19 protein-coding genes are annotated in these 22,290 nt (G+C 68.1%); 18 read left to right on the top strand and 1 reads right to left on the bottom strand.

What is annotated here, in order from left to right; genetic code table 11:
• Positions 1–103: 103 nt before the first annotated feature.
• Positions 104–918, top strand: a protein-coding gene (locus RKD20_RS38485) for an IS5 family transposase (protein ID WP_424881722.1) whose coding sequence is annotated in 2 segments (ribosomal slippage) — positions 104–446 and positions 446–918 — 816 coding nt in all. Because the reading frame shifts where the segments join, the coding sequence is not laid out codon by codon here.
• A 21-nt stretch (positions 919–939) separates the two neighbouring features.
• On the opposite strand, the gene RKD20_RS38480 is transcribed toward RKD20_RS38485, so the two are convergent.
• Positions 940–2,067 (bottom strand): FAD-dependent monooxygenase, encoded by a 1,128-nt coding sequence (locus RKD20_RS38480; protein WP_424881721.1) that lies wholly within the window; start codon positions 2,065–2,067, stop codon positions 940–942.
• A 649-nt stretch (positions 2,068–2,716) separates the two neighbouring features.
• Here RKD20_RS38480 and RKD20_RS38475 point away from each other — a divergent pair.
• The 17 genes from RKD20_RS38475 to RKD20_RS38395 all read left to right on the top strand — a co-directional run bounded on the left by RKD20_RS38475 (position 2,717) and on the right by RKD20_RS38395 (position 22,282).
• Complete coding sequence (locus RKD20_RS38475; RefSeq protein WP_075662679.1) at positions 2,717–3,601, top strand: hypothetical protein; 885 nt, start codon at positions 2,717–2,719, stop codon at positions 3,599–3,601.
• The gene (locus RKD20_RS38470; protein WP_424881720.1) at positions 3,598–3,885 is read left to right on the top strand and encodes a hypothetical protein; all 288 of its coding nucleotides are present in this window, start codon (positions 3,598–3,600) and stop codon (positions 3,883–3,885) included. The genes RKD20_RS38475 and RKD20_RS38470 overlap by 4 nt, the downstream gene beginning before the upstream one ends.
• A 199-nt stretch (positions 3,886–4,084) precedes the next feature.
• Complete coding sequence (locus RKD20_RS38465; protein ID WP_075662675.1) at positions 4,085–5,446, top strand: glycine cleavage T C-terminal barrel domain-containing protein; 1,362 nt, start codon at positions 4,085–4,087, stop codon at positions 5,444–5,446.
• A gap of 92 nt (positions 5,447–5,538) precedes the next feature.
• Positions 5,539–6,564 (top strand): alcohol dehydrogenase catalytic domain-containing protein, encoded by a 1,026-nt coding sequence (locus RKD20_RS38460; RefSeq protein ID WP_424881719.1) that lies wholly within the window; start codon positions 5,539–5,541, stop codon positions 6,562–6,564.
• Positions 6,565–6,662: 98 nt separating this feature from the next.
• Positions 6,663–7,286: a TetR/AcrR family transcriptional regulator gene (locus RKD20_RS38455; RefSeq protein WP_063768379.1), complete on the top strand. Its 624-nt coding sequence runs from the start codon at positions 6,663–6,665 to the stop codon at positions 7,284–7,286.
• Between the two features lie 822 nt (positions 7,287–8,108).
• Positions 8,109–9,524, top strand: coding sequence for an alpha/beta hydrolase (locus RKD20_RS38450; RefSeq protein ID WP_143569459.1), 1,416 nt, complete (start codon positions 8,109–8,111; stop codon positions 9,522–9,524).
• Between the two features lie 224 nt (positions 9,525–9,748).
• Complete coding sequence (locus RKD20_RS38445; RefSeq protein ID WP_266728786.1) at positions 9,749–10,321, top strand: TetR/AcrR family transcriptional regulator; 573 nt, start codon at positions 9,749–9,751, stop codon at positions 10,319–10,321.
• A 371-nt stretch (positions 10,322–10,692) separates the two neighbouring features.
• The gene (locus tag RKD20_RS38440) at positions 10,693–11,739 is read left to right on the top strand and encodes a pyridoxal phosphate-dependent aminotransferase (RefSeq protein WP_218638902.1); all 1,047 of its coding nucleotides are present in this window, start codon (positions 10,693–10,695) and stop codon (positions 11,737–11,739) included.
• 479 nt (positions 11,740–12,218) lie between these two features.
• Positions 12,219–13,526, top strand: coding sequence for a sugar ABC transporter substrate-binding protein (locus tag RKD20_RS38435; protein WP_328435239.1), 1,308 nt, complete (start codon positions 12,219–12,221; stop codon positions 13,524–13,526).
• Positions 13,527–13,833: 307 nt separating this feature from the next.
• Positions 13,834–14,691: a sugar ABC transporter permease gene (locus RKD20_RS38430; RefSeq protein ID WP_338682848.1), complete on the top strand. Its 858-nt coding sequence runs from the start codon at positions 13,834–13,836 to the stop codon at positions 14,689–14,691.
• Complete coding sequence (locus RKD20_RS38425; RefSeq protein ID WP_424881718.1) at positions 14,688–15,581, top strand: carbohydrate ABC transporter permease; 894 nt, start codon at positions 14,688–14,690, stop codon at positions 15,579–15,581. The genes RKD20_RS38430 and RKD20_RS38425 overlap by 4 nt, the downstream gene beginning before the upstream one ends.
• 112 nt (positions 15,582–15,693) lie before the next feature.
• Complete coding sequence (locus tag RKD20_RS38420) at positions 15,694–16,683, top strand: alpha/beta hydrolase (protein WP_424881717.1); 990 nt, start codon at positions 15,694–15,696, stop codon at positions 16,681–16,683.
• On the top strand, positions 16,680–17,426 hold the full coding sequence (locus RKD20_RS38415; RefSeq protein WP_334591650.1) for a sugar phosphate isomerase/epimerase: 747 nt from the start codon (positions 16,680–16,682) through the stop codon (positions 17,424–17,426). The genes RKD20_RS38420 and RKD20_RS38415 overlap by 4 nt, the downstream gene beginning before the upstream one ends.
• Positions 17,423–18,517, top strand: a complete 1,095-nt coding sequence (locus RKD20_RS38410; protein ID WP_424881716.1) for a Gfo/Idh/MocA family protein — start codon at positions 17,423–17,425, stop codon at positions 18,515–18,517. The genes RKD20_RS38415 and RKD20_RS38410 overlap by 4 nt, the downstream gene beginning before the upstream one ends.
• Positions 18,518–18,539: 22 nt before the next feature.
• On the top strand, positions 18,540–21,011 hold the full coding sequence (locus RKD20_RS38405) for a glycoside hydrolase family 2 TIM barrel-domain containing protein (RefSeq protein WP_424881715.1): 2,472 nt from the start codon (positions 18,540–18,542) through the stop codon (positions 21,009–21,011).
• Positions 21,008–21,658 (top strand): RraA family protein, encoded by a 651-nt coding sequence (locus RKD20_RS38400; protein WP_424881714.1) that lies wholly within the window; start codon positions 21,008–21,010, stop codon positions 21,656–21,658. Before RKD20_RS38405 ends, RKD20_RS38400 begins: the two co-directional genes overlap by 4 nt.
• 9 nt (positions 21,659–21,667) lie before the next feature.
• Positions 21,668–22,282: a TetR/AcrR family transcriptional regulator gene (locus tag RKD20_RS38395; RefSeq protein WP_424881713.1), complete on the top strand. Its 615-nt coding sequence runs from the start codon at positions 21,668–21,670 to the stop codon at positions 22,280–22,282.
• The last annotated feature ends 8 nt before the right edge of the window (positions 22,283–22,290 follow it).

The raw sequence follows: 22,290 nt of genomic DNA, 5'->3' as shown, positions 1-22,290 counted from the left end.
GTGCATCGTCATGCTCGCCGGCTCCCGTGGTTGTCGGTCCGCATGTGCCGGGCACGGGGGCTTAGACCGTGTCCTACATGGTCAGTTGGCGGTTGTGTTGGGCATGGGGAGTGGACGGTGGGGATGGATCGTTCCGGACGGCTTGTGGGAGTTGGCAAGGCCGTTGCTGCCGCCGGCGCGGGTGCGTCCGCAGGGTGGAGGGGTCGCGAACATCGATGATGAGGCGGTGTTTGCCGCGATCATCTACGTTCTGGTCAGCGGCTGCGCTTGGCGGGCGTTGCCACCGTGCTTCGGAGCGTCGAAGTCGACCGTGCATCGCCGCTTCGCCATCTGGTCTCGCGCCGGAGTATGGGGGCGGCTGCATCAGAAGGTTCTCCAGCTCCTGGACGAGCAGGACCTGGTCGACCTGTCTCGTGCGGTCCTCGATTCAGCCCACGTGAGGGCTAAAAAGGGGGCGAACTTGCAGGTCCGAGCCCCGTGGACCGGGGTAAGCGCGGTTCCAAGATGCATGTCCTGTCCGACGCGAACGGACTGCCCCTACGGGTCGGGCTCTCCGCGGCCAACACCCACGACAGCCTCGCCCTGAAGCCGATGCTGTCCCATTTCCACATGGGACACGAATCCCACGCGGTCGACTCCAAACCCGTGCGCCTTCATACAGACAAGGCGTACGACATCCCTCACCTGCGACGATGGCTATGGGGCAAACGCATCGGCGTCCGCATCGCCCGCAAGGGCATCGACTCCAGCGAGCGACTCGGCCGACGCAGGTGGGTCATTGAACGCACCATGTCCTGGCTGACCGGCTACCGCCGTCTCAACCACCGTTACGAGCGGAAACCAGGCAACTACCTGGCCTTTCTCGGGCTGGCATCCGCCCTCTGCTGCTACAAGCGGTTCCTCAAACTGACCATGTAGGACACGGTCTTAGCAGGGGGCTCAGTAGGGGCTGGACAGAGCCTCCATCGCCCGCCCCCGCACCTTGTTCTGGGCGGCGATCGGCTCTCCCCGCTGCTGCATGCGGTCCAGTTCGACGCTGGTCTGCACGACCAGGCGAGCCCGCTCGAAGCGCCGTGTCATGAAGCGCTTGAACACGTCCTCGAGCGGGCCGCCGGCCGCGCATTCCTGACCGAGGACCACGCCGTCCTCGACCGCCATACCCCCGCCGGCACCGAGGTGGGCGGTGGTGGCGTGCGCGGCGTCGCCGATCAGCAGGATCCGACCCCGGTACCAGGGCTCGGACACGAGCAGCCAGTCGTAGTCGTTGACGATGATCTTCGTGTCGTCCGTGAGCCGTTCCTCCAGCGCGCGCATCAGCGGTGCGGTGAAAGAGCGGAGGTTCTCCCGGACGATCTGCCGGGCCTGTGCCGCGTCGATCCGCGGGCGCTCCGGGAACTCGCGGCCGGTTGCAAGGTAGAGGCCGCCGTCCCGCTGCCGCCGGGTCACGCAGAGGTGCTCCGACTCGTAGTGCCCGATCGGGCCGACGTCCGGCACCCCGTCGGCGACCCATCGGAACATCGTGAGGCCGGAGTAGGTCGGGGTCACCTGGTCCCCCAGGATGAGCGAACGCGTCTTCGACCGGATGCCGTCCGCGCCGATGACCAGGTCGTACGACCGCTCCGAGCCGTCGGTGAGGGTGGCGGTGACGGAGTCTTCCGTCTGCCGCAGCCCGGCGAGACCCACGCCGTTCCGCACGCTCGCGCCGGCCCTCTCCGCGGCTCGCCGGAGGATGTTCGCCAGGGCAGGCCGGTAGATGAGGATGCCGTGCGGCAGAGCGGACGTCGGTGCGGGAGGCATGGGCGGCGTGGACACCGGTTTCCCCGCCGCATCGAAGTAGGCGAAGATGTCCTGCGGGGACACCGCCAGCCCCTCGTCCAGGCACTGATCCAGGACTCCCATCTCGGCGAGACCGTCGACGGCCCGGTTGAGCAGTGAGATGGCGGCCCCGGCCGGACCGTCGGCCAGGTCGACGACGTCGCAGGAGATCCCGGTACGGGACAGGGCGGTCGCGGCGGTCAGGCCGGCGATGCCCCCGCCGACGATGAGCGCGTTCTGGATGCTGGTCAAGGCAGGACTCCCGAGTGCGTCAGGGCAGGTTGAGGAGATCGGTGCAGGGCGATGAGAGACGTCCGGGCCGAATGCCAACGAGCGTCGGTGAGCACCGGGAGTCCCGGCGGCTCCGCTGCGGATGCCCTGAACTCCCGTGGTGCAGCACCATCTTGTGGGTGGCCTGGGCCACGTCCAATACGCGGTTTCATATCGCAGCCATGGACCGGATGAATACACGGCCACACGCCGTGTCCGCCCTTCGGGGCAGCTCGCGTCACGGGTCGGCGTCAAAGGATCTGGTGTCCCCTCCGGTGCTGGTGTCCCCTCCGGTGCTGGTGGCGCTGCTCCGGGGAACGGTGCGTCACACGGGCCGGCGAGGTCGTCGGGCTCATCCAGTCGGCCACCGGCAATGCCCTGGCCGGCTGCGGCCCCGCTTCGGTGACGAGCTGCTGGTGGGCATGCTCCACCGGGCGGCCTCAGCTGCCACGGACTTTCGCGCACCCTCCCACATGACGAACGTCGTCGGACCATACGCTCCGCGGATAGTGCGCATACCGGTTCCGCTATTCCACAACGACGTCGCACCGCTCACGCTGTTACCACCGAATGTGGAGACTCCCTCTGTACGGCTGGTCTGCCTGGAGGGTTCCATGCTGAAAGGTGAGCGATGGCCAGCGTCGTCCAAGTGCTGTGCACTCCCCATGACCCGCTGCTCCCCGGCGTTGCCGCCGGCGGATCGGCGGCTCCCGAGCCGCTGCGGCGATCAATAGCCCATTTCGCGGAACTGCGGGCACGGCTCGCCGCCGCGCGGCCCGACGTGCTGGTGGTGGTTTCCGGTGACCACTTCAACCAGTGGTTCTACGACAACATGCCGACCTTCCTGATCGGCAAGGCGGTCCGTGCGCGTGGCCCGTTCCCGCACGAGCAGGAGCTGTTCGGCATCGGGTCCTACGACACCGCCCTGGAAGGGGACATCGCGCGGCACCTACTGCGCGGTGGCTTCGAGCGCGGGATCGACTTCTCCTACAGCGATGACTTCCTGCTCGACCACGGGTTCACCGTCCCGTTGAGCTTCCTCAGGCCCGAGCAGGACCTACCGGTCGTTCCGATCTTCACCAACGTGATGGCTCCGCCGGTGGCCACCGGGCGTCGTTTCTACGACCTCGGCGCCGCCATCGTCGAGATGGTGGAGGCGCACCCCGCCGACCTGCGGGTGGCGATCATCGCCAGCGGGCACCTGTCCAACGCGATCGGCAACCCGGCCATGGCTCGGTTCCAGACCGAGCCGGAGACAGAGTGGGACAAACGGGTATGGGAGCAGATCACTGCCGGTGACACCGAGTCGCTGATCAAGGAGACCACCTACGAGTCGCTGGCAGCGATCGGCAGCGGCACCCCTGGATTCCTCGACTTCCTCTTCGCGCTCGGCGCTGTGGGCGGAGTCACCCCGGACTACGCCGAGAAGGTAGCCAGCACCTTCGCCCCGCCGACCGGTTTCCTGGCCTGGGGTGACCATGCGTCCGCCCCCGCATCGGAGGTGGTGGCCCCATGAGCCGGTACGCAACCAACCGGATGCTGTGGGAGGTCGCCGCCGATGGCGACCTGGCGCGGCAGTTGAAGGAAGTCCCGGAGGCCGCCCTCGCCGACCGCGACCTGACCGACCAGGAGCGCGAGGCGTTGGCCAGGACCGACATCCGCGAGTTGTTCCAGCTCGGTGTCCACCCCTTCCTGCTCTACAACTTCGGCCTCCGGCTGAACGGCGGCTTCTCCATGGAATGGATGGCGTCTTACCTGGAGCAGCTGAAGGGTCTGGAAGTCGGCGACGTGACGACCTGACCGCGTGACCAGGGCGGCGTATCGACGGCCAGACCCCTCGGCCGCCGACCGGGCCAAGTAGTCGTCGCCTGCCGACGCAGCGGCACAGGCCGCGCCGTCCATCCTTCTCGTGAGTATGTCGCTCAGCGAAATGACAGCTTCCCGGCGAAATAACTCCGGGTCAGAAATGCCGTACCACCATCACCGCCGGAGGAATTTCATGGAGCATCTGATCGACCGGCAGCGCGCCCGTTACCAGGCTTTGCTGGAGCTGGCCGACCGTCCCTTCGACGTGGAGCGGCCGGCGGTGTTCAGCCCGGCGGCCGCCGCGCAGGACGAGGCGAACGTCAAGGGTCTGCTCTTCCGTTGGACGCCCGTTTTCATCCCGTACGAGTACACCAACTGGGGCGAGGAGAGCCTGGCCCATGTGCGGTCGTGCTACATCGGCGACTGGTCGGCCATCGGCAAGCTCCGCGTCCACGGGACCGAGGCCCTGACCGCGCTCACCCGCATCGGCATGAACAACCTGTCACGCTTCGAGCCCGGCCAGATCAAGCATCACGTCCAGCTGGACGAACGCGGCCACATCGCCTCCGAGGGCCTGCTGTACCGGGTGGCCGAGGAGGAGTTCGTCTACAGCGGCGGCGGCGTCGACTGGACCGCCTGGCAGATCGACCAGGGCGACTGGGACGCCAAGAGCGAGGTGATCAGCCCCGACATGTTCATCTTCGAGATCCAGGGGCCGACGTCGCTGTTCGCACTCGAGGCCGCGACCGGCGAGAGCCTGCGCGACATCGGCTTCAACCGGAGCCGCATGACCAGTATCAGCGGCATCCCCGTGCGGATTCTGCGCTCGGGGATCTCCGGGGAGCTGGGGTACGAACTGCACGGGTCCGCCGACGACGCCAACGCGGTCTGGACGGCGGTCGTCGAGGCCGGGGCCGAGCACGGCATCCGCCAACTGGGGATGCGCTCCCAACTCGTGGCCCACATCGAGGCGGGCATCGCGACCGTCGGCATCGACTACCTGCCTTCGTCGATCATCACGCCGGGGGCGCCCAGGCTCTTTCCCCGCGGGATGCCGGACGGCAGTTTCGTCCCGACCGACGTGACGGAGTTCTTCCGCCGCCCCGGTGAGCTCGGCTGGGGCCGTCGCGGAGCCCTCACCTCCCACGACTTCATCGGACGCGACGCGCTGGCCGCGGAGGCGGCCGAAGGCGGCCCGGCGCGCCACCTGGCAGGCCTGCACTGGAACAACGAGGACGTGATCGCCCTGTTCGCCTCCCAGTTCGGCGACGGCCCGGTGCCCGAACCCATGGAGATGCCGCGCAAGATCGGCGCCAGCCTCGACCAGGTGCTGGTCAACGGACGCCCGGTAGGCGTCTCGACCTCCCGCACGTACAGCACGCACCTGCGCCGCACCATCTCCCTCTGCGTCATCGATCGCGACCTGGCGGCACCGGGCACCGAGGTGACGGTGCTGTGGGGGAACCCCGGCACCGCCCAGCGCGAGCTCCGCGCCACCGTCACCTCCCTGCCCATGAAGGAGGACCGCCGTCGCACCGACGTCAGCACGCTGTGATCCTGTCGTGACGCGCGCGTACCTCCTGCGCCGTCGGTGATCGACGATATCCGCGCCCTCCTTTCATCCGTCGCACAAGAAAGGTGAACTTCGTGAAGGCAGCCGTGATACCCGCGGTCAACGGCAGGTGGGAACTGCGCGAGGTGCCTACTCCACAGCCGGGGCCCGGCGAGGTGCTGATGCGGGTGCGCGCCTCCGGCGTATGCGTCAACGACGTCCTGGCCACCACCGGGGCGATCCGGTTCCCCTCGGTCGACCCGGCGATCACCGGACACGAGCCGGCGGGCGAGGTCGTCGCGGTCGGGCCGGGGGTCACCACGCGCCGCGTCGGTGACCGGGTGGGAACCCACTGGGTCCGGGCCGCCTGCGGACGGTGCGACTACTGCCGCCTGGGCCTGCCGGTGACCGGGCAGGCCGCCTTCGCGTGCGCGGCACCCACCACGACCGGTTTCAGCGTGCAGGGCGGACATGCCGAGTACATGGTCGTGGGCGCCGAGGAGACCGTACTCCTGCCCGACGGGCTCCCCTTCGAGTTGGCCGCGCCCATGCTGTGCGCGGGCTACACGGGCTGGTCCGCCCTGCGCGCCGGGGAGCCTCAGCCGCACGAGCGGGTCGCCGTGCTCGGCATCGGCGCGGTGGGCCATCTGGCGGTGCAGTTCGCGCACGCCTGCGGCCTCGAGACGATCGCGATGACAAGCTCGCCGGACAAACACGACGTGGTACGGCGGCTGGGCGCGGACGAGGTCGTGGCGAACGGCGCCGAATTGCGCGCAGCGGGCGGCGCCGACGTCATCTTGGCGACCGGCACGTCGTATCCGGCCGCGGCGGAGGCGCTGACGGGCCTGCGGCCCGGTGGGCGACTGGTCCTGTCGGGCATCGACCCCACCGCCCCCTTCACCGTCCCGCCCTCCGGCAGGGGCCTTCCGTTCATCGGCACTCGCATGCAGGTGATCGGTTCCACCCACAACGGGCCGCAGTACCTCCGGGAGGCCCTCGACCTCGCCGCCGCGGGAAAGGTCACCCCCATGGTCGAGACGTTCCCGAAGGAGGAGGTGGCCACGGTGGTCGGCAAGGTCGCCAAGGGCGCCGTCCGCTTCCGTGCGGTGGTCACCTACTAGGAGGTCGTCCGGGCGGCGACCTCGCCGCCTCGCCGCGCTAAAACAGAAGCACGTTGATGAATTAAGTCAGGGGCAAGGCACCGCTCTATGCTCGACCCGTGACAAAGCAGGCGAAGGCAGCGAGCAGCGGGGCCCGCGGCCCCCGGGGGTCCTATGCGAAGACCGCGGAGGTGCGGCAGAAGATCCTCGACGCCTGCGTCGAGGCATTCGGCGCCGGAGGCTTCCACGGCGCCACCATGAAGGACATCGCAGAGCGAGCCGGCATCAGCCAGACCGGCCTGCTGCACCACTTCGGCAGCAAGGCGGAACTGCTGGTCGAAGTACTCGCCGCACACGAGCGGGAGACGGCCGCGATCGTCCGGGAAGCCGATGACCTGGATGTTCTGCAGACTCAACTGCGGGTCGTACACGCCAACAAGGCCCGACCCGGACTGATCCAGCTGCACAGCATCATCTCGAGCGAGGCCACAGCCGACGGGCATCCCGCTCACGAGCTGTACCGGGCCCGCTACGACAGCCTGCGCCTGCACCTGACCCGCATCTTCGCCGAGTTGCGCGGTCGCGGACGCCTGAAGGTCGACACCAGGCCGGAGGTCCTCGCGAACCTGCTCATCGCATCCATCGACGGACTTCAGATGCAGTGGCTGTACAACCCGGGCGCGGTGGACGTGTCGACAGGCATCGAGGCCTTCCTCGCAGGGGTGGTCGACGACGAGGCCTGAGAACTTCCATGCGACTGAAACCGTGTGCTAGCGTCCACCTCAATCTCGAAATACGAATCTAATTTCGAGATTGAGGTGATCGGTTCGCCGATCGCGCACGCGCAGTCAAGGAGACCTCACATGCCTCGCTCTCGGCCATCCGAGGCTCGCACCCCGGCCGAGACATCCGCTGCATCCGCGCCGTTGGCCGACGCCGCCGCGCCCGCCCCGAGCACGGTCCACGATGTGACCTCGTCCGGTACCGGTCTGCGGCGAAGGCCCCGAGCCGGCCGCCCGGCTCTCCGCCGGCCTCGTCGGCGCGCGACCCCGACCGCACCCGGCGTGGCGGAGGCCGGCGAACACTTCCCCGGGTACGGCACATCCGAAGGCGCAGGCGACCAAGGCATCGATCGGATCGGGCATGCCTTCGTCGACGAGCACCCTGCCGACACGTATCGAAGACCCCGGCGACCCTCCCGCTGAAGGCCGCCGAGGCTCCTCCGGGCGCGGCCGGCCTGTGTGCCCGCGCACCGGCGAGACCGGGATCCGGCTCCTTGTGGGCGACCAGGCGAGCCATGAGCGTGCTCGCGCCTGGTCGGCCGACCCGTCTCGAAGCGGCTTGAGCGCACGACGCCAGATGCCGCGGCGGCGTCGACGGCGGCGGGTCACGGAGACGTCGCAGCGCGCGGCTACGACATCCACGGACGCCGCGCCCCCGATCATCGCCGAACACCGGGACGGCGGCACGCCGACCCCGGAGACAGCCGCCGTCCCGTGTCCCCGGGCGCCGCGAGCCCGGCACGGACAGAGAAGCGAAGCATGACTACAAGGAGACGGACCATCTTGAACGGCAGGCGCGTGAGGATCCCCGCGACACTCGCTCTGGGCGCGGTGATGGTCTTCGGATGCAGTCACCCTCCCGCCCAGACAGCCGAGGCAGCCCGGACAGCCGGGGCAGCCGCGGCAACCCGCACCGATACCGGCATCGCGCTGGTGAACAAGAAGCGACTCTCGCCGCGGCTCAGCGAGCTGACCTTCACCTCGTCCGCTCTCGACGGCACGACCAAGGTGCGCGTACTTCTCCCCCGCGGCTACGACGCGCAGAAGGGGCGCCGTTACCCCGTCCTGTACCTCTACCACGGTGGCGGGCAGAGCGCTTCGAGCTGGACACAGGACGGTGCCGCAGAGGAGATCACGGCCGGCCTGCCCACGATCGTGGTGATGCCGGACGCCGGCTCCACGGAGTGGTATGCCGACTGGTGGAACAACGGCCACCGCGGCCGGCCGATGTGGGAGACCTTCCACATCAACAGGCTCCTCCCTTGGGTGGACGAGCACTACCGCACGATCCCCGAGCGCGGGGCTCGGGCTGCCGCCGGACTGTCGATGGGCGGGTTCGGGGCCGTCTCGTACGCCGCTCGGCACCCCGACCTCTTCGGTGCCGTCGGCTCGTTCTCCGGAGACGTCGACCACCAGAACGTCCAGATGCGCACCATCATCGAGCAGCTCCACCCTTCCCTCTGGGGCCCGTGGGCGACGCAGGAAGTCCGCTGGCGCGGGGACAACCCCTGGGACCTGGCGGCCAATCTGGCCCACACGGACGTGTCCCTGTACACGGGCAACGGCCGGCCCCGGCACGACGGCGAGGCCGTGGACCCCACGGAACAAAGAATCCAGCAGGAGAACGTGTCCTTCCACGAGCGCCTGCTGGATCTCGGCATCCGGCACCGGTGGCACGACTACGGACCCGGCAGCCACACATGGCCCTACTGGCAGGCCGACCTCCGCGCCTGGATACCGCACCTGAAGGCCTACTTCGCCCGCCACTCGCGGCACCGCGCCACTCCCCGGTCGTTCACCTTCTCGTCGATTAAGCCGCAGTACAGCGCCTACGACTGGACCGTACGGATGCGGCGGGAAGTCACCGAGTTCAGCGCACTGAACGTTGCGCGCCAGCGCCGCTTCACGGTGGTCGGGAACGGCTCGGCCACCGTACGGACGCCCTCACTGGCTCGCCCGGGCACGCGGTATCGCGTCACCGTCCGCGACCACGAGGGCGCTTCAGCGCGGTCGGCCACCACCGACGCCCAGGGGCGCTTGACGATTCCCCTCGTACTGGGCACCGGCAACCCGCACCAGCAGTACTCGCCGCACGCCGACACGTCGAGTACGGGCCCCAGCCCTGACGACATGCCGTTCCACACCAGGGGTGACAGCTCCCGCTTCAACCGGGCCGAGGTGACGATCCTCCCGCGTTGAGATCCGCTCGCCCAGCCCTCCGGGCCAGAGGCCCGGGGGGACACCGAGGAAGATCAGCAGAGCCATTCATGCACATCCCGGCACCGGGCGAGGCTCCGCCGCTTGAGCGACTCGGACGGACGTCACTATCGTCTTGCCCAGAGGTGAGACACCTCTCTGCGATGAGGCATCCCGGGAGGCTCCCCCTGACGGTCAAGAACGAGGAACAGGGTGCTGGGCGCGGCATGCGCCGCGACGCGGTCCGCAACCGGCGCAAGCTCCTGGAGGCCGTGGGGGAAGCGCTCAGGACCGAGCCCGGCGCGATGACCATGGCGGTCGTCGCGGAGCGAGCCAACCTGTCGCTGGCCACGGCCTACCGGTACTTCCCGTCGGTCGAGGAGCTCCTCAAGGCCTACCTGCTCGGCGTGATCGTCCAGCTGCGCAACTACAGCCACGACTGCCCCAAGACCGGCCCGGCCCTGTTCGAGGACGTGGTGCGGGAATGGGCTCGTCTGGTCCGCAGCTACGGCCCCGCCATGGTCCAGATCCGGTCGCGCACGGGGTTCCTCACCCGCCTGCGCGGCAACGACGAGGTGATCACCCCGGTCCGGGACGCCTGGGAGCGCCCCATTCGCAGTGTGATGCGGCACCTGGACGTGCCGGATGATCATTTCGATCACGCGTTGTTCCTGTACAACGCCATGTTCGATCCACGCGAGATCCTGGACCTGATCAGCACCGGCCTCCCGGAGGAGGAAGCGATCAGCCGTCTGACGGCGGCCTACTACGGGGCTCTCCAAGGCTGGGCAGGCGCCTGAGGCGCACGATCGGCAGCCGGTGAGGGGCGACTCCCGGCGGGGGCCGCCCCTCAGTACCAGGAACCAACCTCCCACGGCGTCTGCGGTGGGCTTCAGGCATGCCCACCGGACCACAGCGCGCATGCAGCGCGCCCACCGCGGACCCGCTCGGGCATCAACCACCTGCCTCCGGCCGATCCAGCCGCGTCCCCACCCTTGAACCGCTCATCACGATGTGAGAATGTTCTCGCACTTTACATCCATCGTGACTCCCTGGAGATCGGATGAGCGTCCCCTCCCGAACGGCCGGTTCTCTCCCGGAACGCATCAGAGCAGCGTCGAGGCGGCCCAAAACACTGGGCGGTGCGGTGCCGGGCGCCATCTCTCTGGCCATGGGTGAACCGGACAGCAACACGCCGCAGCCAGTGGTGGAGGCTGCCGTCCGGGCGTTGCGCGCCGGTCGCACTCGATACTCGCAGATCACGGGGTCTCCGGATCTCCGCCAGGAAATCGCCTCCCACCTGGCGCGTTCCCAGGGCGCCGGGGTCGACCCTGCGAATGTCGTCGTCACTCACGGAGGCAGCGCCGGCCTCGCCGCCACCGTCCTCTCTCTGCTGAACCCGGGCGATCGAGTGCTGCTCCCCGAACCGACCTACTCCCTGTACGCGGACCACGCAGCCATGGCAGGGGCCGAGGTCGAGTGGATCTCCACGCGCCCTGACGGCTCGATCGACCTGCGCAAACTCGCGGCGGCGGCACCCGGTGCCCGCATGCTCATCCTGTGCAATCCCGTGAATCCCACCGGAATGGTGTTCTCCAAAGCCGATATCGAAGGAGTCGGTGCCATTCTCCGCGCTCACCCCGACCTCTACCTCCTGTCGGACGAGGCATACAGCGACATCGTCTTCGACGGCATCGCGTTCACCTCGGCATCCGAACTGATCTCCGTGCAGGACCGCGTGGTGCTCTCCGGCACGTTCTCCAAGTCGTACTCGATGACCGGCTGGCGCATCGGTTTCATCTGCGCCGCCCCCGCTGTCGCCGAAAAGATCAACCTCGTCCACCGGACGATCAACGGGCCTCTGAACACCTTCGTCCAGGACGCGGCCATCGAGGCGCTACGCATTCCCGACAAGGATCTGCACGCACTCTCGGCGCGCTTCCAGCACCGCCGAGATCTGGTCATGCGGCACCTCGACGGTCTCGACGCGGTGAGCGTCGTCCGGCCTCTCGGGGCGTTCTATGCATTCCCCCGTATCGACAGCGCCCTGTCCTCCGTCGAACTTGTGCAACGGTTCGCCGACGGAGGCGTGCTCGTACGCGCCGGGTCCGAATTCGGCCCGTTGGGCGAGGGACACGTACGCCTGTCCTTCGCCACGGACGACACGGCACTCGAAGAGGGTCTGCGCCGCTTTACGCACGTCATCAAAGCGCTTTAGCACTGCCCTCCTCGATTTCGATCACATATCGGCCTGACCGACAACGCCCATACATTGACTCCCGGAGATCTCGAGTGCGTCACAGAGGTCCCGAACTCCGTGCTGCCCAGCAACTCTTTCAGTGACGAGCCAAGCTCTTTACCAAAAGTCGACGAGGAAGCGTTGACAGGCGGCGCACCCGACCCCATAGTCGACGCAACTGAGACTCGCTTCGCACTTCAGAGTGAGCCGCTCGGTTCGAACGCAAGCACTCCGAGCCTCGGACCCTGCTTCGCGGGGCCAGCGCATCACGTAGGCCAGACGGGCCAACAAGGGCTGGCGCACACCTCAAGTGAAACCCCAATCGCAAGCCGTTCGGCAGTGTTCGTAGGGATGAGTCCCCGATGACGGGAAGCTCACCAACGACTCCGTGCGCGACACGCCGCTCGCAGATCAACCGGCAAGCTCCGCAAGGCGGACGGCCGACGGAAGGAGTTCCCATGGCTTCACGGTGGGTGAAGGGGGCCGGGGTCATGTTGACCGTTGCCTCGCTCGTCACGCTCAGCGCCTGCAGCGGGTCCGGCGACTCGGGCGGTTCGAGCTCCGGCGGCAAGCCGGTGACGGTGGAGTTCTGGGGGGCGGCGGTCGGCCTCGACAAGTCCGTGGCGCTGTGGAACAAGTCCCACCCCGACATCAAGGTCAAGTACAGCCAGATCCCGGCGGGCAGCATCGGCGGCTACGCCAAGATGCAGAACGCGGTGAAGGCCAGCAACGCACCCTGTCTCGGTCAGGTGGGCTACGACACCCTCTCGAACTTCATCGCCACCGGCGCGCTGGAGGACATCTCCCAGTACGCCGACTCCGCCAAGGACAAGTTCGTGCCGTGGACCTGGCAGATGTCCAGCGTCGGCGACAGGGTGTTCGGCATCCCCGTCGACACCGGGCCCATGGCGATGTACTACCGCACCGACCTGTTCAAGAAGTACAAGATCTCGCCGCCGAAGACCTGGGACGATTTCGCCGCGGCCGCGCAGAAGGTACACAGCGCCAACCCCTCGGCCTACCTGACGACCACGCCGCAGGACGCCTATGACCTGGGGGCACTGACCTGGCAGGCCGGGGGCAAGTGGTTCGGTACTGCGAACGACCGGTGGCAGGTGACCATCGACAACCCTCAGACGAGCAAGGTCGCGCAGTACTGGCAGGGCCTGCTGGACAAGAAGCTGGTCACCAGTGACCCGATGCTGGACACGGCCTGGTTCAAGAAGGTGCAGGACGGGCAGCTGCTGTCGCTCGTCAGCGCCGTGTGGGCGGCTCCGCTCATCTCCAAGAACCTGCCCGAGCTGTCCGGCAAGTGGGCCGTGGCGCCCATGCCCCAGTGGTCCGCCGGGCAGGAGGCGGCCGGTAACCGCGGAGGCTCGGCGACCGTGGTGCTCAAGGGCTGCGAGCACCCGAAGGAAGCCACGGAGTTCGCGACCTGGATGAGCACCGACAACGACAGCGTCACCAGTCTGATCAAGAACACGGGTATCTACCCGGCCGCGACGAGCGGACAGCAACTGCCTGCCGTGGACCAGCCGTCGGCGTACTTCGGCGGACAGAACATCTACGACGTGTTCAGGACAGCGGCCGCGAACACGAGCACGGGCTGGGTGTGGGGCCCGACCATGAGCCAGGTTCAGTCCGACATGAAGGACGGGCTCAAGAAGGCCGGAGCCGGGCAGGGCACCATCCCGAAGACCGTGACCTCCGTCCAGGACAGCACCGTCGCGGCCATGAAGAGCCAGGGGCTGAGCGTCGGGAAGTGACGCGCGCGGTGAGCGACGGCGGGCGCCCGGCGGCCTCCCTGACCTGCCGGGCGCCGGAGCCGCGGCTTCACGCCCTTGCCCTCGACATGCGAGTGTCCGTCCTCCCTCGTGCCACCACCGCCCGCGCCCCCGCAGGGCGACGACCAGCCCGACCAGCACCAACGACCAGTCGGTCCCTCACTTCACGGGACCACTTCACGAGCAAGGAGCAGGCATGGCGACAAGAACGCCTGGCGACGCTCTCGCCCACCCCATCGCTGGCTCGGCAGCGAAGCGAATCCCCGGCCGTGGCCACACTCGTTCCGCGGTGCTCTTCCTGGCACCGTTCGGGCTGCTGTTCACGGCGATGTTGCTCGCACCGATCGGCTACGCGGTGTACCAGAGCTTCTTCAGGACGCGCCGCAGCGGCCTCGGACTGGGACCGTCGACGACTGTCTTCGCCGGGTTCGACAACTACGTGACGGCTCTGCACGACAGCCGGTTCATGTCGTCGTTCCTGCGGGTGTTCACGCTCGGCATCGTGCAGGTTCCGGTGATGCTGGGCCTGGCGCTTCTGTTGGCGCTGCTGCTGGACTCGCGTGGCGCCGTGTTCAAGAAGGTCTTCCGGCAGATCTACTTCCTGCCCTACGCGCTGCCGGGCGTGATCGCAGCGATCATGTGGTCGTTCCTGTACGCGCCGAGCGTCAGCCCGTTCACCGCTGCCCTGCGGCACGTCGGGCTCGATGTGAACTTCCTGTCCGGCGACCTCGTGCTCGCCTCGATCGGCAACATGATGACGTGGGCCTGGACCGGCTTCAACATGCTGATCATCTACTCGGCCTTGCAGGCGATCCCCGGCGAACTCACCGAAGCCGCCGTGATGGACGGCTGTTCCGGGTGGCGGGTCGCCTGGCACGTGAAGATTCCCGCGGTACGGCCGGCGCTGATCCTCACCACGGTGTTCTCCATCATCGGTACCGCCCAGCTGTTCAACGAGCCCGCGGTGCTGAGTCAGGTCGCCCCGACCGTCTCCCCCACCTACACGCCGATCCTGGCCACCCAGCAGTCGGCGGACATCAACAACTACAACTACGCGGCCACCCAGTCGGTCATCCTCGCCCTGCTGACCTTCGTGCTGTCGTTCGGCTTCCTCAAGTTCACCCAGCGGAAGGGCACCTTCGCATGACGACCGTCACTCCCTCCGCAACACGTGCCACCGCCGGGCCTCCCGGCCGACTGCGTACGTCATCGCTGGCCGGCCGGGCGGGCGTGTTCGCGGTCATGGCGCTCTTCGCCCTGTACACGCTCATCCCGGTCTGGTGGCTGCTGGTCACCGCGACCAAGAACAGCGGCTACCTGTTCACCACGAACGGGCTGTGGTTCTCCCACTTCGACCTGTGGACCAACATCCGTGACGTCTTCCAGGAACAGGACGGCATCTTCGCCCGGTGGCTCCTGAACAGCGCCCTCTACAGCGTCGGCGGCGCGGCGGTGAGCACGACGCTGTCCGCCATGGCCGGGTACGCGCTGGCCAAGTACCCCTTCCGCGGTCGGGACCTGACCTTCAACGTCATCCTCGGTGCCGTCCTGATCCCGGACGTCATGTTCGCGCTGCCCCTGTACCTGATGTTCAGCCAGGTCCACCTCGTCAACACCTACTGGGCCGTCTTCCTGCCCAGCGTCGTCAGCCCGTTCGGGGTCTACCTGTCGCGCATCTACGCCGGAGCGTCGGTACCGGACGAACTGATCGAAGCCGCGCGACTCGACGGTGCCGGCGAGGCCCGGATCTTCTGGCGGGTCGCCATGCCGATCATGTCCCCCGCACTGGTCACCATCTTCCTGTTCCAGTTCGTCAGCATCTGGAACAACTACCTGCTGCCCCTGCTCATGCTCAACAGCGACGAACTTCAGCCGGTCACCGTCGGGCTGGCCAACTGGAGGGAAGGGGTGAACCAAGGCATCCCCTACAACATCACCATCACCGGCGCGTTCCTCTCGGTGATCCCTCTGATCGTCGCGTTTCTCTTCCTACAGCGGTTCTGGCGCTCCGGACTGGCCGCCGGGAGCGTGAAGTAGGCCTGCCCGCCCAGCATTCCGGCCGGCCACGCGGCTGAGCGGATATCCCCCACCGCCTCCCGCCTACGCGCGCTGCACCCGATCCCCCCGCACCCCTGGAGACCTGACCCTGATGGCCCTGCATCCCAGCATCTTCGCGCGGCTCAGCCAGATCGAGGACCTCCCGTCCTGGCGCGAGGCACTCGCCGATCCGGCCGTGCAACCTCGCCTGCAGGAATACCGGACCTGGAAGGCGGCAGCGGCACTGCCCTCCGTCGAAACCAGCGACGTGAGCATTCCCGGCCCCCACGGCCCGATAGCCGTCCGCGTCTACCGGCCGCCGTCAGCACCGCAGCGGCCTCGCCCTGGCCTGGTCTGGGTACACGGCGGCGGATGGGTCTTCGGCGATCTCGACATGCACGAGGCCGACTGGACCGCCCGCGAGGTGTGCGCCAGGGCCGACGTCGTGGTCGTGAGCGTGGACTACCGGCTCGCGGTCGACGGCGTGACGTATCCAGTGCCGCACGACGACGTCGTGGCGGGCATCCGATGGGTGCGCGAGAACGCCGCGGTGCTCGGCATCGAACCGGCGCGGATCACCGTCGGTGGCGCGAGCGCGGGGGCGAACCTCGCCGCAGGAGCCGTACTTCGCCTGCGGGACGACGACAACTGGCTGCCCGCCACCCTGGTACTGGCCTATGCGACCATGCACGCCGTCTCGCCGCCCCTCGCGCCGGCGCTGGCCGAGGCATTCGCGCCATTGCCGCGCATGGTCCGGATCCTGCCGGAGGACGTGGCCGAGATGACGGCCAACTACCTGGGCGACACGCCGGATCCGCACGGCTACGCCCTCCCCGCGGGCACCGTCCTGGACGGACTCTGTCCCACCCTGGTGCTCGACGCCGAGTACGACGATCTGCGCGCCAGCAGCGAGGCATTCGCGACTGCACTCGTGAAGTCGGGCGTACCCGTGCGGCAGGTCACAGTGCCCGCCGTACTGCACGGCTTCCTCAATCTGCCCGCTTCCCTGGAACCGGTGGACCACGCGCTCGCCGTCCTGGCCCAGACGGTGGCAACGGCTCATGCGGGAGAACTCGCGCCGGACCAGGGAGAACGCGAATGACGGAGCGCCTGTACTCAGTTCAGCTCTATACGCTGCGCGACGGCATCACGACGGATCTCCCGGGGACGCTGGAGCGCGTCGCCGCGATGGGATTCGAGAACGTGGAGTTGTGGAGGTTCGAGCAGTACCGGGACGAGTACCGGCGCGCGCTGTCTGAGACACGGCTGCGCCCGCTGAGCGCACACGCCGATCTCGTCGACGGAGGCGGAGACGCTTCCGCGGTTGTCCGCGCGGCGGCCGAGCTCGGGATCGGCACGCTCATCGAACCGCGGATCGGCGCCGAGCGATGGACCACGCGCGGGGACATCGAAGCGGCGGCTGCGAGACTGAACGCCGTCGCGAGGCGTGCCCGGGACGAGGGCGTCACCATCGGGTACCACAACCACGACCACGAGGTCCGTCACGACTTCGACGGCAGGACCGGCCTCGAAGTCTTCGCGGAGGCGCTGGACGACGACGTCGTCCTGGAACTCGACACTTTCTGGGCCGAGGTCGGTGGTGCTTCCGCCGTGGAGTTGATCTCGCGGCTCGGAGCACGCGTCAAGTTCCTGCACGTCAAGGACGGCCCGTACACCACAACCCTCTCGGAACAGCAGCCGGTCGGCCAGGGTGCGATGCCGGTGACCGACATCCTGAAGGCGGCACCGGAAGCGGTCCGCATCGTGGAACTGGACGACTACGCGGGCGACATGTTCGACGCCGTGCGGCAGAGCTTGCGTTATCTCATGGAGGTCGACCGATGAGCTCGAAGCGGGTGGGGGTCGGTGTCATCGGCGCCGGCGTCATCAGCCGGTACTACCTCGAGAACATGACGCGGTTCCCTGATCTGAACGTTGTCGCGGTAGCCGACCTCGACCAGGAACGCGCCGGTGCTGTTGCAGGTAAGTTCGGGCTGCGGTCCATGCTCGTCCACGAGCTCCTGACGTGCGACGACATCGAGATCGTGCTGAACCTCACCGTCCCCGCCGCCCACTTCGACGTGTCGGCCCGGATCCTCGCGAGCGGCAAGCACGTCTGGAGCGAGAAGCCCCTCGCCACCAGCCGTAGCGACGCACGGACACTGCTGGACGAGGCGGGCCGGCAAGGGCTTCGCGTGGCCTGCGCGCCGGACACGTTCCTCGGTGGTGCCCTGCAGACGGCACAACGAGCGGTCCTCGCGGGCCGCATCGGCGAACCGAAGAGCGCACTGGCGATCATGCAGTCCCCAGGACCGGAGGGCGCGCACCCGAATCCCGCCTTCTACTACGACCAGGGAGCCGGCCCGCTGCTGGACATGGGGCCTTACCACGTCACCGCCCTCGTGCAGACCATGGGCGCCGTCCGGCGCGTGAGTTCGGTTTCCTCAACCGCACGGGCCGTCAGGCGCGTCCTCGTCGGTGCGGACGCCGGGACCGAGTTCGACGTGCGCGTACCGAGTCAGCACATGGCCCTTCTCGAGTTCGCCTCCGGCGCTCGGGCGACCCTCGTCACGAGCTTCGATTCGGGCATCCGCCGCGACCTCCTCGAACTCCACGGGACGCAAGCGTCACTGGAGGTGCCCAACCCCAACCGTTTCGAGGGAACGGGCAGGCTCGTCCCCTTTCACGCCGAGCCGGAAGACGTACCCGCTGTCGGGTCCACGTGGGGCCGGGGAGTGGGGGTGCTGGAGCTCGCTCGCTCGATACGCGACGACGTACCGGAACGCGCCTCCGGCGCTCTCGCCTGCCACGTTCTCGACGTGCTCCTCGCCGTCGAGGAGGCGGCACGGGCCGGGACACCGCTGACCCTCGAATCCACCGTGGCATCGCCGGCTCCCCTGGACGAGGACTGGGACCCCACGGCCGCGACCCTCTAGAACGATCGAACAAGGAAGTTCAATGATCCGCATCCCGTTCAACGACGCGTGGCGCGTCGGCCCTCTCGTGTCCGTTCACGAGGCGATCGTGGTCGCCGGTGCCGGCGAGGAAGAAGTCACCCTGCCGCACGACGCCATGCTGGGGGGAGGGCGGTCCGCGGAGAACTCCGGTGGACCGCAGACGGGCTACTTCCGCGACGGAAAGTGGACCTACGAGAAGCAGTTCGACGTGCCGGAGGAATGGGCGACGAAGCGAGTCACCTTCGAGTTCGAAGGTGTTTACCGCGACGCGATGGTCTACATCAACGGTGCTCTCGCCGGACAGTGGGCAGGCGGATACTCCCGCTTCCACGTCAGCGCGGACCCCTTCCTGAAGTACGGCCAGGTCAACACGATCCGGGTGGACGCCCAGGCGCACCAGGACTCCCGCTGGTACTCGGGAGGCGGCATCCATCGTCCCGTCAACCTCCTCGTCGGCGACCTCGTCCACGTCACCCCGACCGGGCTGCGACTCACCACGCCGGACATCGACGCCGATCTCGCCACCGTGGTGGCGGCGACCGAGATCGTCAACGAGGACGTCTCCACTCGCGTCGTCGAAGTGCTTCTCGAGATCCTGGACGCCGGGGGCGAGGTCGTGACGTCCGACCGGGCCCGGGTCACGCTCCTGGCGGGCGACAGGATCACCACCCACCAGCGGGCGTACGTCCAGCGGCCGTCACTGTGGAGCGTCGAATCACCCCACCTCTACCACGCGTCCGTGCGCCTCTCCGACGACAGCGGCCCGCTCGACGAGGCTTCCACGCACTTCGGTATCCGCACCGTCACCGCCGACCCGATCCGCGGCCTGCGGATCAACGGCAAGACCGTCAAGCTCCGGGGCGGTGCGATCCACCACGACAACGGCATCCTCGGCGCCGCCGACTTCGCCGACGCCGCCGAGCGGCGGGTGCGGATGCTGAAGGCCGCGGGCTTCAACGCCGTACGCTCCGCGCACAATCCGATGAGCGTCGCCCTGCTCGACGCGTGCGACCGCCTCGGCATGCTCGTCATGGACGAGCTGTTCGACGTGTGGACGGTCGCGAAGTCCGGTGACGACTACTCGCGCAGATTCCCGCAGTGGTGGGAACGCGACGTCGACTCGCTCGTGGCGAAGGACTTCAACCACCCCAGCGTGATCATGTACTCGATCGGCAACGAGATCATCGAAGCCGGAACCCCCCACGGCACGCGCCTGGGCCGCCGCATCGCCGACCGGGCACGCGAGCAGGACTCCACCCGCCTGGTCACCCACGCACTCCAGGGCATGTACATCGCCCGCGACAAGATCCCCGCGCTGAAGGCCGAACTGGGCCAGGACGCCGCCCCTGTCCGGGGCCTGAACGACTACCTGGGCCAGGTGACACATCTGATCGACGCCCTCATGGCCTCGCCGGTCGTCGGAGAGCGACTCGCCGAGCCCGCCTCCGTTCTCGATGTCGTGGGGCTCAACTACGGCGAGAGCCGGTACGTGCTGGACAAGGAGGCCCACCCCAACCGCGTCGTCGTGGGCTCGGAGACCTTCCCGACGAAGATCGACCGGCTGTGGCAGCTCGTCACCGAGAACCCCCACGTCATCGGCGACTTCACCTGGACCGCATGGGACTTCCTCGGCGAGGTCGGAACCGGCCGGCACGTCTATCCCGAGGACCAGCAGGTACACCGCGCCCCCTACCCGTGGCTCACCGCCGAATGCGGGGACATCGACATCATCGGGCAGCGTCACCCGATCTCCTACTACCGCGAGATCGTCTACGGGCTCACACAGACGCCCTACCTCGCCGTGCGACACCCCCGCGACGACGGCTACGTCATCAAGCCCAGGGCATGGACCTGGACCGATGTCTCCCCCAGCTGGACCTTCGACGTTCCCGTCGGCTCGCCGCTCCATGTCGAGGCCTACGCGGCAGCCGAAGAGGTCGAGTTCCGGCTCAACGGCACCACCGTCGCGACCGTGCCCGTCGGCACCGAGCGGAACTTCGTCGCCGAAGCCGACGTGCCCTACGAGCCCGGCGTCCTGGAGGTCGTGGCGTACCGCGACGGAGCGGAAGTGGGACGCTCGGCGCTCCACAGCGCCGGCGAACCCACGCACCTGAGCCTGGAGACGGACCGCACCGAACTCAGCGCCGATCCCCAGCGGTTGGCCCACATCGGCATCGCCCTCGTCGACGACAACCGCGTGCTCAACCCGGCCCGGGACACGAAGATCACGATCCGGGTCGACGGTCCCGGGGTCCTCCAGGGATTCGGTACGGGAGCTCCGGCCACCGAGGAGAGCTTCCTCGACGATTCCGCCACGTCGTTCAAGGGACGTGCCCTGGCGATCGTCCGGGCCACCGGGGAAACGGGACGGATCACCGTCACAGGCCGGGCACACGGACTCCCGGACGCCTCCCTCGAGATCGACGTCGTCCAGGCACCCATTCATCACGTGACAGGGGAAGGACAGAAATGACCTACGCGCCGACATCGGCCGGCTCGCCCAACATCGAGGTCGGCCCGAAGTGGCAGCGCCCTGACGGGGAGTTGCTCGCGCAGTTCCAGCGGCACTCGGTCGCGAACATCGGAGACGCACTCGGGCGCCTCGGTATGCCCGACGGTGGCATCACACCTCTCTGGGACGGCTGCCGTGCCGTGGGCAGCGCCCTGACGGTCCTGACGGTCGCCGGAGACGATCTGGCCGTGATCGACGCCGTCGCGCACATCGAACCCGGCGACTTCCTCGTCATCAACGGATTCGGCTACGCGGGCCGGGCCGTGATGGGCGACATCCTCGCCCATTACTTCTCCTCACGGGGAGCCGTAGGAGCGATCGTCGACGGAGCGGTTAGGGACCGCGACGAGATCCGGCAGCAGCAATTCCCCGTATGGTCGCGTTCGGTCACGCCCGCAGGGCCGTGGAAGCACGGCCCGGGAGCCGTCGGGACACCCGTCGCCATCGGCGGTGTCGTCATCAACCCCGGTGACATCGTCGTAGCCGACTCCGACGGCATCGTCGCCGTGCCCCTGCAGAAGGCGCATGACATCGCCGCCGAGCTGGCGCGGATCGCGGAAGCCGAGCAGAGCATGCGCACGCAGGCCAAGCAAGCATCCGCGAAATGAGCCGCGTACATGAAAAGGACGCGCATGCGCAGGGACCAGCGGTTGAACAACGCCAAGCTGATCCAGGCCGCTGCGGAGCTTTTCGAGCGGTGTGAACAGCCGATCAGTCTCGCCGACATCGCCCGGCAGGCGGACGTGTCGGTCGCGACCGCCTACCGGCACTTCGAGTCCGCGGACAACGCGCTCAGCGCCTACCGACGGGACATCGGGAGCAAGTTCCGCGATCACAGTCTCGAACAGCCGAGCCACGGTCTGGCCCTGCTCGAGAGTGTCTGCGGCTACTGGGTGGATCTCGTCCTCGCCGAAGGGGCCGCGCTGGTGCACCGACGGTCGTCGGAGGGATTCCTCGCGCGGTACAAGGCCGATGAGCCCTACCTGGAAGGCCAGGCGGAGGCACTCGCCCGCCCCATCCGCGAACTCGTCGTGATCCTCGGAGTCAACGAGCTCGCCGGAGTCGAGGACGAGGCCGCCTTCCTGTGGAACGTCCTCTTCGACCCTCGGGAGATCTTCGACCTCCGGGACACACTCGCGCTGTCGCCCGCGCAGATCACGCACCGACTGGTGTCGGCGTTCCGCGGCGCACTGCTCGGCTGGGCGACCGCGCGGCTGACTGAACCCGTATGACGGCGAGG

The sequence above is a fragment of the Streptomyces sp. SLBN-8D4 genome, from assembly GCF_049739545.1.
GTDB classification, from domain to species: Bacteria; Actinomycetota; Actinomycetes; order Streptomycetales; family Streptomycetaceae; genus Streptomyces; species Streptomyces canus_C.
Note: the sequence above shows the minus strand (reverse complement) of the source record. Positions and strands in the feature narration are given on the sequence as shown.